This is a genomic window from Rhodocaloribacter sp. (assembly GCF_056451265.1).
Genome location: NZ_JBWOPL010000045.1, coordinates 1 through 14,992, shown reverse-complemented (window position 1 = coordinate 14,992; position 14,992 = coordinate 1). Strand labels below are relative to the sequence as shown.

Sequence of the window (14,992 nt, the reverse complement as noted above, 5' to 3'; positions counted from 1 at the left end):
GTCTCGCCCGTCTGATCCGTCCCGGGAGCGGGGCGCGTGGCCGGAAGCGCTTACGTTCGCTCCGGGATGCTCGCCCCCGGCTGACCACGCGCACGGGAAAGACGCCGACGGTTCCGACATTATACCTCGGGATGCGCCCTCCGGTGTCCCGTCTTTCCCCGGGAAACGTGTGGTGCGGATGCGCCGGCGTCGTGTGGGGGATTCTCTTACGGAGCGAGGGGGACGAAGCAAGGCCTTCCCTTTTCACCGGGAGACACCGTACCTTGTCGGCCGATCGACGTCCACACGCACCCTTTGCTTCTCCGAAGACTGTCCCTTGCGCGCGCTCCTCTTCTGCTCTCTTTTTCTGCTCCCCTCTCTCAGCCCGGCGCAGTCCGCCCCTCCGCTCTTCGAGACCCGCGCCGTGTGGTTCGCCACGGTGCTCGGCGACGGCGGCTGGCCCGCGAGCGTCCTCGACACCCCCGACCGGCAGAGCGCCGACCTCCGCGCCCGCATCTCCGATGCCTGGAGCCGCGGCATGAACACCTTCGTCTTTCAGGCCGTCGCGCGCGGGGATGCGATGTATCCGAGCGACCGGCTCCCGTGGTCGGCGCGGCTGCGCGGGCCCGGCCTCGATCCGGGCTATGACCCCCTCGCCGTCGCCATCGAGACGGCGCACGAGCGCGGCATGGAGCTCCACGTGTGGATCAACGTCTTCCGCGTCGGCGACAGCACGACCGAAGGGCTCTTCTCGGGCGTGACCGACCCGCCGCACGTGCTCACGGCCCATCCCGAATGGGTGCAAACCGTGGACGGCAACCCGTGGATCGATCCCTCCTCCGCCGAAGCGCGCGCCTGGCTCGTCGACAACGTCCTGGAGATCGTCGAGCACTACGACCTCGACGCCGTCCACTTCGACTTCATCCGCTACCCTTCCGGCGGCCTCCCCAACGACGGCGTCAACTTCCAGTTCGACGACCGGGGCTTCGAAGACATCGACGACTGGCGGCGGGACAACGTGACACAGTTCGTCCGCGACGTGTACGGGCGCATCCTCGACGTGAAACCGTGGGTGAAGGTCGGCTCCGCCCCCATCGGGAACTATGAGAATTTCCCCGGCGCATGGCCCGCGCTCTGGGCCTTCAGCGATGTCTTTCAGGAGAGCCGCCGATGGCTGGCCGAGGGCCTCCACGACTACCTCGCGCCCCAACTCTACTTCACCCTCGGACGCACGCCCGAACCCGGCAACTCGTTCGACTCGCCCGACTTCGCCTACCTCGCCCATGACTGGGTCGATCACGCGGGCGGACGGCCCATCTTCACCGGCATCGGAGCATTCAAGGACAACGTGCGCCCGGAGATCCTCGCGCAGATCGACACGAGCCGCGCGGCGGGCGCACTGGGGCAGGTCTTCTTCCGCTTCGACGACCTCCTCGCGCTCGAGCTCGACGACCGGTACCGGTATCTTTCTCTGCCCGCCCCGATGACCCATCGTTTCGAAGCCGCCGCACCCGGCCCGCCCGTCGTGGAAGAGATCGGCGCAAGCTTCCGCCTCGACTGGACGGAGTCGACCGCCTCCGCCTCCGATCCCGTCCGCGCCTACCTCATCCTCAGCCGCTCCGGCGAGCCTCCCGAACTGCGTCCCGAAGACCTTATCGCCCTCGTGCCTGCCGAAAAAACGACCTGGTCGGACATAATCTACGATGTCTCGCCTCAACCTCCGGACTACTACCGCGTGGCTGCCGTGAGCCGGCTCGGCATCGTCTCCGAGCCGAGTGAGGCCGTGAACACGAGCGCGCTGGTGACAAGCGCCGAGAACGAGACGACGCCGGGCCCGATTCGCCTCGAAGGGCTGTATCCGAACCCGGCGTCGTCGTTCGTCAACGTCGCCTTCGTGCTCGAGCGTCCCGCGCCGGCGCGGTGGGTCGTGACCGACCTGCTGGGCCGCCGTGTTTTCGAACGGGAGGCCGGTTTCCTGAGCGCCGGCGCCCACAGGGCCCGCCTCGACCTCGGCGGCCTCGCCGGCGGCGTCTACCTGCTCACGCTCGAAGCCGACGGGCGTCGGGTGTCGCGGCGCATGGTGGTGGCGCGGTAAAGCAGGCGCTTATTTCAACGCGCCCGTGTAGATGTAGTCGTTGTCTTTCTTCGCGCCGTGGCAATTCTGGCATCCGGCGAGGCGGCCTTCCATCGCCATCCCCATCGGGCCTTCGAACAACGTGCCGTCGGGATGGTGCTTCGCGAAGAACCAGTCGTTGTGATCGGCATTGTACCCGGCCACCTTGTACATCACCGTGATGGCGGCCAGCGTGCTGTCCGGCATGTAGTTCTCCTTGACGATGATGGCGCCGTCGGGCATCTCGCCGGCCTTGCTCATGAGCGCATCATAGGCGGCGCTGTTCATGTACGTGGTGAGCAACATCCCGTGCGGCTCCCGGCCCTGATACAGCTTGCCCTTCTCCGGCCATAGTTGCCAGTGGTTCTGATAATCAGCCTCCTGAAGGTAGGCCCACACCGAAGCGCCGGTCGTGTCCGGCCGCGCCATCGCGGTCTCTTCCATGTGGGGTTCCTCCATCTCCTCGGACGCGCCGGTCTCGGCTTTTTCTCCGCCGCAGGCAGCCAGAAAGAGCATACCGGCGATGAGCGGGAGAACGTACAGGCGGGCGTACGGCATTGCGGTGGGTTTCATCGGGTTCCTCATGTTGTTGGGTTAACGAAATGCCTCGATCGGCGCGCGCGGGGTCGGAGCAGACCGATCACTCCTGACCTTAACGACTTCTATACTTAGATGCAACTTTTGCCCCGACAACCGTTCTCCGATGACGCGCTCTTTTCCCGCGCCGGACGTTGCCTTTCCCGCGCCGTATCCTTTTCGACCCGGTTTTTATAAATTGTCTCCTGAATTCCTCCCCTTTCCCATCGCGAGATCTCCCATGAACCTCCTCAAAACCACCCTCCGGATCTTTCTCGGGCTCGTCTTTCTCGTCGCCATCCTCGGAACCGTCGTCTACATCGCAGGCGGCTCGAAATTCAACGAAACGTATGCGTTCCCCGACCACGTTCCCGCCGTCCCCGCCGATTCGGCGACCCTGGCGCGGGGCGCCGCGCTCGTGAAGAGCCACGCTTGCAGCCATTGTCACGGTGAAGGCCTCGCCGGAACGCTTTACGTGGACGGGATGCCTTTTGCCCGCATTACGGCGCCGAACCTCACGCCCGGGCGGGGCGGCATCGGAAGCCGGTATACCGACGCCGACTGGGAGCGCGCCATCCGGCACGGCGTCAATGCCGGGGGACGCGGCCTGATGATCATGCCCTCGGACCTTTTCACCCATATCGCCGACGACGAACTCGGCGCGATGATCGCGTATCTCAATACGCTCCCGCCCGTGGACAACGAACTGCCCGAGACAGCGCTCGGCCCCGTCGGACGGATGGCGATGATGCTCGAGCCCCTCACCATGCCGCGACTCATGGGCGAGACGCCTCCCCACCCGGCGAGCGCTCCGAACTACGGGCCGACCGCCGAGTTCGGAGCCTACCGCGCCTCGACGCTCTGCGGGGCCTGCCACGGAAGCGGCCTCTCCGGCGGCCCCCACCCCGACCCGAACGGGCCGTACAGCCCGAACCTGCACCACGTCGCCTCCTGGACGCTCGAACAATTCGCGACGACGCTTCGCACCGGAACCCGCCCCGACGGGCGCGTCCTCGACGACAAGTACATGCCGTGGACCAGCCTCAAGAACCTGCCGGACACGGAGATCGAAGCCCTCTACCGCCACCTCCGGACGCTCGCCTCCGAACCGGCGGACCCGGAGACCTGAGCTCCGGCGTAGCGTGACGTCATCTTTTTTGCCCGATACGCTCGACCGGACGTGTTTCGGGCACGCTCCACGATAAAATATCGAGTTCCCGAACGACGCCCCCTTGCTTCAGACTTCCGGCGTGCGTTATCGTGCCCCTGTCACCCGGCGGATGCACAGGGTTCAGGGTTATGATCGATCGATGGAAGCAGGTCCGGCTCGGCTCGTGGGGAAGGACGCGGCTGACGGCAGCGGCGCTCGCGTTCGCGCTTGCGTTCGCGGGATGCGGTTCCGAACCCGAAGACGGCGCAAAGTCGACCTTTGCCGCCGAGAACATTTCGCTCGACGTGCCGCCGGGCGGCGCGGCCTTCACCCCCACGCTCGAAGGCCCGCTCCGGATCATCAGCGCCACGCCGTACGGTCCGATGGCATCGCTCTCTCCGGACGTGGTCGTGTCCGTGACCTTCAGCCGCCCGATGGTCCCGCTCGGCGAGGCGACGCCCGTTTCCCCCGGCGCGCTTACGCTCGATCCGCCGGCGGCGGGCCTGCTTCGGTGGTCGGGCACGCAGACCCTCGTCTTCGCCCCCGACGCGCCGCTCCCGCACGCGAGCGCCTTCCGCGCCTCCGTGCGTTCGGGCCTCACGTCCCTCGACGGCGAAGCGCTCGCCGAGCCGTTCTCATGGACCTTCGAGACTCCCCGCCCGCGCCTCGAAACCTCCGAGCCTTCCGACGGCGCGCGGTTCGTCGCCCCCGAGGCGGTCGTCCGCCTGCGTTTCAACCAGCCCCTCGACACCACGCGCGCCCGGCCCTTCGTCCGGCTCTTTCTCCGAACCCTCCCCCGCACCGAGTTCCCGACCCGCTTGTCGGCCGATGAGGACGGCCGGACGCTCGTCCTCACCCCCGAACGCCCGCTTCCGAAGGGCCAATCGTTCGAAGTCGAGGTCCGGGCAGGCCTGCCGGCGCGCGAAGGGCCGCTCGGCATGAACCGGGATGCCCGCGTTCGCTTCGACACGTACGGCCCCCTCGCCCTCGTGGGCGTGAGCCAGCCGAGCAACTGGTGGGAGGAACGAACCGATGCGTTCGATCCCTCGCGCGGAATCACGCTCACCTTCTCGAACCCCGTACGGTTCGGCGATCTCCGGCAGGCGCTCACCTTCACGCCCGAGGCGGCATGGCCGCCCGGCGTGGAGGCGCGGGACGAGACCGTGAGCGAGGTCCACACGATCCCCGTGAGGCTGCTCCCGGAGACGCGGTACACCGTCGCCGTCACGAACCTGACGGACCTGTTCGGACAGACGCTCGAAGAGGCCCGGCAGTCGTTCCGCACGCGGGCTTTCGAACCGAAGCTCCGCATGCCGGGGGGGCTGGTCGTCGTCGAAGCCGGGGAGGAGCACGCGCTTCCGGTCCACGTGACAAACGTGGACGGAGCGTGGGTCGGGATGAGACGGCTCGCGCCGGAGGAGATCGTGCCCAACCTCCGCGTGTATGACGACGCGCACTATTATGAGCCCCTGCCGGAAGGGGTCGCCGCCCCGGCGGTGGTCCCGGCCGGCCGGCGGTTCACGTTTCCCGTGGAGAAAAACACGCCCGCCGTCCTCCCGCTTCGCCTCGACTCCCTCCTCACCGGCGGCACGGGGGTGGTGGCCGTCCATGTGCGCGCCGAACGACGCGAGCCGTGGCGCTCCGACCGCGTCTTCCGCGCTCTTGCCCAGGTGACCCGTCTCGGCGTGACGGCGAAGTTCAGCCCCCACCAGAACCTCGTCTTCGTCACCGAACTCGCCACCGCCGCCCCCGTGCCCGGCGCGCGCGTGACGATCCGCGACGCCCGAAACAACCTCCGGTGGACAGGCGAGACCGACGCCCGGGGCCGCGTGACGACGCCCGGCTGGGCCCAACTCGGCATGATCAAGCCGAACCCGTACGACAGCCCCGACCAGTTCGTGATCGTACAAAAAGACGACGACACGGCCTTCACGGCCAGTCTGTTCAATGAAGGGCTGGAGCCCTACCGCTTCGACGTCGCTTACGAATGGCGGCCGGAGGCCCGCACCGACGCCGGAAGCGTGTTCTCCGACCGCGGCCTCTATCGAGCGGGCGAGACGGTCCATCTCAAGGCCATCCTCCGCACCCGCGCCGACGCCGACTGGATGCCCGTCACGGACAGCGTGCGCGTGTTCGTCGAGGGCCCGACCGACGAGGTGGCGCTCGACCGCCGCTTCCTCCCGAGCGAGCTCGGCACGTTCGACTTCTCGTGGACCGTTCCTTCCGACGCCGCGCAGGGCCTCTATTCCGTGCGCGTGGCGTATGCGAGCGACACCACGGCGGCCACACGCAGGTATTATGAACCGGGCGATATTGCGCGCGGCAGCTTCCGCGTCGATGCCTTCCGGACGGCCGACTTCGCCGTCGAGGCCCGGGCGCTCGCCCCGGCGTACGTGGCGGGTGACTTCTTCGAAGGGGTCGTCTCGGGGCGGTACCTCTTCGGCGCGGCGATGGGCGGGCAGCCGGTCCATTTCTCGCTCCAGCGTCGCCCGGGCGCACACGTCCCGCCCGGCTTCGAAAGCTTTCGCTTCGGCGTGATCCGCTCCGGGCGCGGCCTGCACGCGACCCTCGCGCAGGGAGATTCGCTTCTCGACGCCGACGGCGAGATGCGCCTCCGCGTCCCGCTCCCCGGCAACGAGTACGGCGCGCCCGCCACCCTCGTCTTCGAAGCCGCCGTCACCGATCCTGCCCGGCAGGAGCTCTCGGCGCGGCAGGAGCTCCCCCTTCATCCCGGCCTCTTCTATATCGGCCTCAAGCCGCACACCACCTTCCTCGACCTCAGCCGGAACCGCGAGATGCGCCTCGACGTGGCGACGGTCGACCCGGCGGGGCGGCCCGTGGCGACGGAGGAGCTCGTCGTCGAGGTGGTCCGACGTCAGTGGAACAGCGTGCGCGAGGTGGGCGTGGACGGGCGGCTCCGGTGGCGAAGCGCATACACCGAGGAGCCCGTCGGAAGCCAACGGCTCTCGACGGAAGCCGGGAAAGCCAAACGCCTCCGCATCCCGATCACGCGCGGGGGGAGCTATCTCATCCGCGCCACCGGCTCCGACGTGCGAGGCAACACGGTCCGATCCGAGGCCTATTTCTATGCGACGGGCGAGGGCTACGTCTCGTGGGAACGGAGCGACGACGACCGCATCGACCTCATCCCCGAGCGGGCGACGTACCGCCCCGGTGAGACCGCCCGGTTCATGGTTGCCTCGCCGTACGAGCGGGCCACGGCGCTGATCACCGTCGAGCGCGACGGCATCCTCTCGAGCCGGGTAGAGACGCTCGTCGGGAGCGCGCCGCAGATCGAAGTGCCCCTGACCGAGGCGCACCTGCCGAACGTCTTCGTGAGCGTCATCCTGCTCAACGGAAGGACCGCGAAGCCAACGCCGGCCTCCGACGCCGGAGCGCCGGGCTTCAAGATCGGCTATGCGGGCATTGCCGTCGATCCGGGCGTGCGCCATCTCCGCGTCGCGATCGAGCCCGACCGCGCCACGTACCGCCCGGGCGAAACGGCGACGGTCACGCTCCGCTTGACGGACGCCTCCGGGCGGGGCGTGCCGGGTGAACTCGCGTTCGCCGCCGCCGATGCGGGCGTGCTCAACCTCATCGGGTACGCCCTCCCCGACCCGTTCCGGGCCTTCTACGGACCGCGCCCGCTCAAGGTGCTCACGAGCGAGTCCCGCGCCCACCTCGTGCGCCAGCGCAGTTTCGGGCAGAAGGAGGAAGATGCCGGGGGCGGGGGCGGCGGCGCCGGTTACCTGCTCCGGCAGGACTTCCGCCCGCTAGCCCACTGGGCGCCCGCCCTCCGCACCGATGACCGGGGCCGCGCCACCGTCACGTTCCGCTTCCCCGAACGCCTGACCACGTTCCGCCTGATGGCCGCCGCGCTCACGGCGGACAACCGGTTCGGCGCGGCGAAAACCGACGTCGTCGTCACACAGCCGCTCGTCCTCCAGCCCGCCCTCCCTCGGTTCGCGCGGTGGAACGATGTCTTCGAGGCGGGCGTGCTCGTCACGAACCGGACGGACGCCGGAGGCACGGTCGTCCTCACCGCGAGCGCCGAAGGACTCACCCTCGCCGGAGACGAGGTGCAGACCGTCGCCCTCGCGAAGGGAGCGACGAAAGAGGTGCGCTTCGCCTGGCGCGTCGACGCCGTCGGACCGGCAAAGCTGACGTTCACGGCGGAGATGGGCCCCGAGCGCGACGCCCTCACGTGGACGCTGCCCGTCAGCCCTCCCACGACGAAACACACCTCGGCTGCGTTCGCCGCCACCGACGGCGCGGCGCACACGGCCCTCCGGCTTCCGAAAGATCGGCTGCCCGGCCTCGGGCGCTTCGAAGCCCGCCTCGCGAGCACCGCGCTCGTCGGCCTCGACGGGGCCTCCCGTTTCCTCTTTCGCTACCCGTACGGCTGCCTCGAACAGCGCACCTCGCGCATCCGCCCCCTCATCCTCGCCACCGACCTCCTCGATGCCTTCGACCTCGACGCCCTCGATGGCGACCGGAAGGACGTCATCGAGCGCTGGCTCGCGAAGCTCGACGATTTCTGGACGGGCGACGGCTTCAGCCTGTGGCCCGGCGGGCGACGCAGTGCTCCATACGTGAGCGCCTACGTGGTGCTGGCGCTCGCCGAAGCGGAGGCCGCCGGCTTCGACCTCCCGGAGGCGCGCGCCGCCGAAGCGGTCGATGCGCTCGCCCGTCAGGTGCGCAACCGGAGCGCCCGCCCCGGCTATTTTACCGCGCCCGTGTGGAACGACGCGCGCGCGTTCATGCTCTACGCACTCGCGCGGCACGGTCGCATCCTCGAAGACGAGGTGTACACGCTCGCCGAAGAGCTTCTCGCCGACCCCCGTTCCGGCGTCGAGGGTCAGAGCCTCCTCCTCCGCATCGTCATCCGGGCGAACAGCCGGCTTCTCGGCCCGCTCCGTCCCCGCCTCCTCGACCGCCTCCGGAGCCGCCTCCGCATCGAGCCGGAGACGGCCTTCTTCACCGTGCCCGACCGCCCCGAATGGCGTTGGATCTTCGCTTCGAACACCCGCGCCACCGCCCACGGCCTGACGGCGCTCGTCGAAGCCGACCCGTCGGACGACACGCGGCAACTGGCGCAGAAGATGATCCGGTACCTGATGGACGCGAGGACGGGCGGCCACTGGGCTTCCACGCAGGAGAACGCCGCCGCCGTGGAGGCCTTCGCTGCGTATTTCGCCTCGTTCGAGGACGTCGCGCCGGACTTCGAAGCCGAGGTGCGCGTGGCGGGGCGGACGGTGCTCACGGAGACCTTTCGCGGGCGGAGCCTCCGCGTCGCCGCCGCCACGCTCCCGCTCGAGGCGCTCCCGCTCGAGGCGCTCCCGCTCGAGGGCGCCGCCGCCGTGGACGTGACGAAGACGGGACGCGGGCTGCTCTATTACTCGCTCCTCCTCGAAACGTACGGCGCCGCGCCGCAACCCGCCGCGGAAGCCGGCCTCCGCCTCACCCGCACGATCCAACGACTCGGCCGGAGCGGCGCGCCCGTCGGCCCCGAGCAGACCACCGGCGACGGCACGGTCACCCTCCAGGCCGGCGACCTCGTCCGCGTCACGCTCCGCCTCACCAGCCCCGCCGACCGCAACTACGTGGTCGTTGACGACGCGCTGCCCGCCGGGCTCGAAGCGCTGAACACGGCCTTCGAGACGACGAGCGCGGTGGCGAAGGAACAGACCGGGAGCGACCGCTGGTGGGGTTCGTTCAATCACACCGAGATCCATGACGACCGCGTGCTCCTCTTCGCCGACTACCTCCGACGCGGCGAGCACACGTACACGTACGTCGCCCGCGCCACCACGCCGGGCACGTTCGTCCACCCACCCGTCCACGGCGAGATGATGTATCGCCCCTCGGTCTTCGGCCGCACGGCCACCGGCGCCCTCGTCGTCGAAGCTCCGGACGAGGGCATGGCGCTGCGATAACATGCAGACACGAGACGAAAACGCGGCGCACCCGGCGGGACGCTTCCGTCATCGGAGGAGGACGCGATGAAGCATGTGCACCGTGGTCGAGGGACGGATGAGGGATGTTCGCCCGGGCGTCTTCGGACCGGCGCTCGCCGAGATCGCCGCCCTCGAGAGCATGGATGCGCCTGAACACGTGCGACGGATCTCGGCCGAGCGTTCGTTCCACGAACCGGAAATGCTCGAAGTGATGGGAGAAGCGCCGGGGTGGGCCGCGTCCTGCCAGACTCGAGACATCCGCACCCCAGAGTTTTCCGACGACGGCCTCCCCGTTTCCCCGGCGACCCCTGCCGATCAGCGAAGAGAGGCCCCGTTCAGACCTGAAGCGCCCCCCCGAAAAGCGGAACGGCAGAGCCTTCGATCCCGGCGATCCTCGAGCATCGGGCGATCAGGAGGTGTATCTTCCGAAAGACGCGCCCTCTCTTTCCCCATCGAAGCACCCGTAGCCGAGCCATGCCTTTCCACCTCATCGCCTTCGACGCCGACGACACCCTCTGGGTGAACGAGCCGCTGTACCGCGCCGCGGAAGAAGAACTCGAACGCCTGCTCGCCCCGTTCCTCGGCGACGCGGTCCTCACGAAGCGTCTCTATGAGCGCGAGCGGCACAACCTCGCCCTCTTCGGCTACGGAGCGAAAGCGTTCATGCTCTCGATGATCGAGACCGCCATCGAGCTGTCGGACGGGCGGATCACCGGCGCGGAGATTCAGCGCATCATCGACACGGGCAAGGGCATGCTTCAGACGCCGATCCGTCTGCTTCCGCACGTCGAGCCTACCCTCGACCGCCTCGCCAAACGCCACCGGCTGATGCTTCTCACCAAGGGCGACCTTTTCGATCAGGAAAGCAAACTCGCCCGCTCGGGGCTGGCCCGGTATTTCGCGCACGTCGAGATCGTGAGCGAGAAGAATCCGTCCGTGTACCGCAGCCTCCTCGACAAGTATGCGGTGGATCCGGACCGTTTCCTCATGGTCGGCAATTCGCTCAAATCCGACGTCCTGCCGGTGATCGAAGCCGGCGGGCACGCGGTGCACATCCCCTATCACACGACGTGGATCCACGAGCACGTAGACGACGTGACGCCCTTCCGCGACGCTTTCACCACGCTCGAACACATCGGGGAAGTGCCGGCGTACCTCGACCGGATGCGCCGCGAGCGAACGTGAGCGCCCGCCTCACCCTTCGAGATCGGTGACGAGTCCGATCTCGGCCAGCACCCCCTGCACCCGGAAGCACTCCTCGAACGTCCCCTCGAACACGGCGGCCTTGCCCTCCATGTGCGCTTTCCACACCATCGCCTCCGCCTCCGCCATGGTGCACCCGGTGGCCTTGATGAGTTGAAAGATGACCTCTTCGAAGGTGTGGATCTCGTCGTTGTACAGGATCACCCGCCACGGCGCATCGAGGCGTTCCTCGGTCTCCTCCGCCACCATCACCTCCACGTCCGGGGCGGCAGCCGGGTCCTCGGCGCACACGAGGGTCGTCTTCGGGAAAAGGGTGTCGTCGTGCTTCAACATGGGTCCGGGCTTCACGTCGTTGGTCCTCTGCTCTCCCGCTTCACGCCGTCCGTGCGGCGACCGGCTCCAGGGTGATGTCAAAGTCTTCCATGACCTGATTGGCGAGCAACTTTTCGCAGGCTTCGCGCGCCACTCGTTCGGCCTCCGCCTCCTCGTCCGTGTCGATCCACATTTCCACGTACTTGCCCATCCGGACCTGATCGACGTCGTCGAAACCCAGGTTCTCGAGGGCATGATGGACGGCCTTGCCCTGCGGGTCGAGGATCGAGGGTCGGAGCGTGATGCGGATGTCGGCTTTGTACATGACGAAAGGAGACCATGAGTTTCCGAAAAGATCGGCGGCGCGACGGAATTCGGCTCGCCAATCGCCTGAATATACGCCACGGAAGTAGATTTTACGCGGCTTCGCGGGGATTTCGCGCACGCTTGCTCACTGCTGCCCCCCCCCGACCGGATCGTCTATCGGCGTGCTCATGATGGCCCGAATCAGGTTGACGACGGCGCGTCCGATGCCGTGCAGGAGATACACCGAGAGGCTGATCAGCAGGCCGAACTGCTGGAAAAAGATCGTGAGCAAAAGCCCGAGTCCGTAGGCGGCGGACTTGCGCGGGTGCATGCGGATATACCGCGCCGTCGGCTTCGGGGGTGCGTCGAAGCGGATCGTCGTGATCATCAGTCCCGAGAGCACGATGATGATGGGCACGAGGATGGACAGGTTGTTCGGGCTGTACCGGCTGAACCAGGAGGCGTCTTCGACGGTGAGGATGAGCACCACGATGAAGATGGCCTGCACGGGGATGGGCAGTCCGGAGAAGTACTCCTTCTTCACCCCGCCGAAGTTGACGTTGAACCGCGCCAGGCGCACGGCCCCGCAGAGCGCCGGAAGCGAGGCCACGAACAGGCCGAGGATGCCGAATTCCTTCAGCCCGAACACGTAGACCAGAAACCCCGGCGCGACGCCGAACGAGACCACGTCGCTGAGCGAGTCGAGTTCTACCCCGAAGAGGCTCTGGCCGTTGGCGAGGCGGGCGATCATGCCGTCGAGGAGGTCGAAGAATCCGGCCAGGACGATGAACCAGCACGCCTGCTGAAACCGCCCGTCGAAGACCTGCGTGATGGCGATGAAGCCGCTGAGGAGGTTCATCAGCGTGAAGAACGACGGCACGGCGGCGCGCGGGATCTGGCGGCGGCGCGGGCCGAGGCGTTTTTCGCGGTAGGCGCGCATGCGTTGCCGCAAGAGGCGTTGCTTGCGGGCGGGGTCTCGGCGGCGAGGCTGGAGGCGCAACATCAGCGGGCGGCGGCGTGTTCGGTGGAGTCGGCGGCGGCGGCGGCGTCCGACGACGGGATGCGCCCGAGGATGGTCTCCCCGGCGGTCACGCGGTCGCCCACGGCCACGTCGAGGGGCGTGCCCGGCGGCACGAGCACGTCCATGCGCGAGCCGAACTTGACGAGTCCGAAGCGCTCGCCGGCCTTCACCGTGTCGCCGACGGAGAGATGATAGACGATGCGCCGGGCCACCGCACCCGCGATCTGCTTGAAGAGGATCTTCGTCCCGCTCGGATGGCGGAGCCCGATCTCCGAGCGCTCGTTCTTCTCACTCGCCTTCGGATGCCACGCCACGAGGTAATCCCCCGGCACGTAGCGCACGTACTCGATCACCCCGTCCGCCGGCACACGGTTGACGTGCACGTTGAGCGGCGAAAGAAAGATCGACACCTGCCGGGCGGGGCCTTTGAGATACAACGGCTCGTCGACGTCGATGACCTGCACCACCTTCCCGTCGGCCGGCGCCAGGAGGAGCGTCCCCCCGGCGGCTTCGGGCGGCGGCGTGCGGGCGGGGTCGCGGAAAAAGTAGAGGGTGAAGCCGAAGACAAGGGCGGCGAGCACGAAAAGCACGCCCCGCCATAGCGTCGGCAGCAACAGTCCGACGAGCACGAGCGCCACGGCAAGGGCGCCGGCTCCGGCGATCAGGGGATATCCTTCGCGAGCAAACACAGTGATTCTTTCGATGGGGTGAAGAAGGATCGCGTCAACGGTTGAGCATACGCGAAAAAGCGGTCGATGTGAAACGTACGTCGAAACTTTTCGTTCTTGCCCCACGCGAACCGCACCGGAGACGCCGTTCGTTTCGATGATCCTTCTTCCCATCCCGCACCGCAAACGTGTCCCGCGTATCCTTCTATACCCTCGGCTGCAAGCTCAACTATGCGGAGTCCAGCACGATGGCCCGCGATTTCGAGGCGCATAACTTCGAAGTGACGCCGTTCGGGACGCCCGCCGACGTGACGGTCATCAACACGTGCACCGTCACCGAAGAAGCCGAGCGGAAGTGCCGTCAGGTCATCCGCCGCGCCCGCCGCGCCAACCCCGAGGCGTTCATCGTGGTGACGGGCTGCTATGCCCAGCTCCGCCCCGAGGCCATCGCCGCCATCCCCGGCGTCGACGCGGTGCTCGGCGCGCAGGAGAAGTTCCGCCTCTTCGACCTCCTCGGCGACTTCTCGCGGGGCGACGCGACGCAGGTGGCCGTCTCGTGCATCGACGAGCAGGCGGCCTTCGGACCGGCGTATTCCTCCGGCGAGCGCACGCGGGCCTTCCTCAAGGTGCAGGACGGGTGCGACTATACGTGCGCCTTCTGCACGATCCCGCTCGCGCGCGGACGCAGCCGCTCCCATCCGCTCGAACCGACGCTCGCGCAGGCCCGCGAGATCGCCGAACGCGGGTACAAAGAGATCGTCCTCAGCGGCGTCAATATCGGGCTGTACGGACAGGAGCACGGCGTCACCCTCCTCGACCTCCTGCGCGGCCTCGACCGCATCGAAGGCATCGAACGCTGCCGCATCTCGTCCATCGAACCCAACCTGCTCACCGACGAGATCATCGACTTCGTGGCGGCTTCGGACACGTTCCAACCCCACTTCCACATCCCCCTTCAAAGCGGCGACGATTACGTGCTCGGGAAGATGCGCCGGCGCTATCGCCGCGAGCGGTATGCCGACCGGGTGATGCGCATCAAGGAGCGGATGCCGCACGCCTGCATCGGGGTGGACGTGATCGTCGGCTTCCCGGCAGAGACGGAGGAGCGCTTCGAGAACACGTATCGCTTCCTCAATGACCTGCCGGTTTCCTACCTGCACGTCTTCACGTACTCCGAACGTCCGAACACCGTGGCGGTCGACCGCCTCGACGCCCTCGGCGGAGCCCCGGCGCCGAAGCCCGAACGCGCCCGGCGCAACAAGATGCTCCGCATCCTCTCGGAGAAAAAACGCCTCGCCTTCTATCGGGAGCACCTCGGCACGGTGCGCCCCGTCCTCTGGGAAGGCGACGAGAAAGACGGATCGATGCACGGCTTCACGGACAACTACGTCCGGGTCCGCCGCCCCTTCGACCCGACCTTCGACGGCCGCCTCACCGACGCGCGCCTCACCGCCCTCGCTCCCGACGGCTCCGTCGAGGTGGAAGACGACGCCTTCGTCTCGCTGTTGTGACGCCGGGCGAGGCGGCCCCTCGACGCGGAAGCCCCCACGGGCAAAGCTCCGCCCCACTCCTTGCCACTCTCCCTGCCTCACACGGACCGGTCCCGGCACACGGCCCTCCGGCACTCTCATTGTTCGGCAGATGTTTTTGTCTCCGATGCCCGTCGGGGCTCATTACGGCCCCCGACCCGCATCCGCAATTCGAAGT

At 67.8% G+C, this 14,992-nt stretch carries 10 protein-coding genes; 5 read left to right on the top strand and 5 right to left on the bottom strand.

Annotated elements, in window-relative coordinates; genetic code table 11:
• Positions 1 to 316: 316 nt before the first annotated feature.
• Entirely contained in the window at positions 317 to 2,074 is a 1,758-nt protein-coding gene (locus tag AC1HIY_RS07470; RefSeq protein WP_479576096.1) for a family 10 glycosylhydrolase, read from the top strand.
• Positions 2,075 to 2,083: 9 nt separating this feature from the next.
• Here the strand turns inward: AC1HIY_RS07470 and AC1HIY_RS07465 are convergent, their stop codons facing one another.
• Positions 2,084 to 2,665 carry a cytochrome P460 family protein gene (locus tag AC1HIY_RS07465; protein ID WP_479576095.1) on the bottom strand — a complete coding sequence of 194 codons (582 nt, stop codon included), beginning with the start codon at positions 2,663 to 2,665 and terminating at the stop codon, positions 2,084 to 2,086.
• 244 nt (positions 2,666 to 2,909) lie between these two features.
• Here AC1HIY_RS07465 and AC1HIY_RS07460 point away from each other — a divergent pair, with 244 nt between their 5' ends.
• From AC1HIY_RS07460 to AC1HIY_RS07450, 3 genes are all read left to right on the top strand, one after another.
• Entirely contained in the window at positions 2,910 to 3,797 is an 888-nt protein-coding gene (locus AC1HIY_RS07460; protein WP_479576094.1) for a c-type cytochrome, read from the top strand.
• Positions 3,798 to 3,967: 170 nt separating this feature from the next.
• Positions 3,968 to 9,754: an alpha-2-macroglobulin family protein gene (locus AC1HIY_RS07455; protein ID WP_479576093.1), complete on the top strand. Its 5,787-nt coding sequence runs from the start codon at positions 3,968 to 3,970 to the stop codon at positions 9,752 to 9,754.
• Positions 9,755 to 10,249: 495 nt separating this feature from the next.
• Entirely contained in the window at positions 10,250 to 10,960 is a 711-nt protein-coding gene (locus AC1HIY_RS07450; RefSeq protein WP_479576092.1) for an HAD family hydrolase, read from the top strand.
• A gap of 9 nt (positions 10,961 to 10,969) precedes the next feature.
• Here AC1HIY_RS07450 and AC1HIY_RS07445 read toward each other — a convergent pair whose 3' ends face one another.
• From AC1HIY_RS07445 to AC1HIY_RS07430, 4 genes are all read right to left on the bottom strand, one after another.
• Entirely contained in the window at positions 10,970 to 11,311 is a 342-nt protein-coding gene (locus tag AC1HIY_RS07445) for an ATP-dependent Clp protease adaptor ClpS (protein ID WP_479576091.1), read from the bottom strand.
• A 40-nt stretch (positions 11,312 to 11,351) separates the two neighbouring features.
• On the bottom strand, positions 11,352 to 11,615 hold the full coding sequence (gene purS, locus AC1HIY_RS07440; protein WP_479576090.1) for a phosphoribosylformylglycinamidine synthase subunit PurS: 264 nt from the start codon (positions 11,613 to 11,615) through the stop codon (positions 11,352 to 11,354).
• 126 nt (positions 11,616 to 11,741) lie between these two features.
• Complete coding sequence (gene pssA, locus AC1HIY_RS07435) at positions 11,742 to 12,599, bottom strand: CDP-diacylglycerol--serine O-phosphatidyltransferase (protein ID WP_479576089.1); 858 nt, start codon at positions 12,597 to 12,599, stop codon at positions 11,742 to 11,744.
• On the bottom strand, positions 12,599 to 13,306 hold the full coding sequence (locus AC1HIY_RS07430) for a phosphatidylserine decarboxylase family protein (protein WP_479576088.1): 708 nt from the start codon (positions 13,304 to 13,306) through the stop codon (positions 12,599 to 12,601). Before AC1HIY_RS07430 ends, pssA begins: the two co-directional genes overlap by 1 nt.
• 167 nt (positions 13,307 to 13,473) lie before the next feature.
• On the opposite strand from AC1HIY_RS07430, the gene mtaB reads away from it, so the two are divergent.
• The gene (mtaB, locus tag AC1HIY_RS07425) at positions 13,474 to 14,796 is read left to right on the top strand and encodes a tRNA (N(6)-L-threonylcarbamoyladenosine(37)-C(2))-methylthiotransferase MtaB (protein ID WP_479576087.1); all 1,323 of its coding nucleotides are present in this window, start codon (positions 13,474 to 13,476) and stop codon (positions 14,794 to 14,796) included.
• The last annotated feature ends 196 nt before the right edge of the window (positions 14,797 to 14,992 follow it).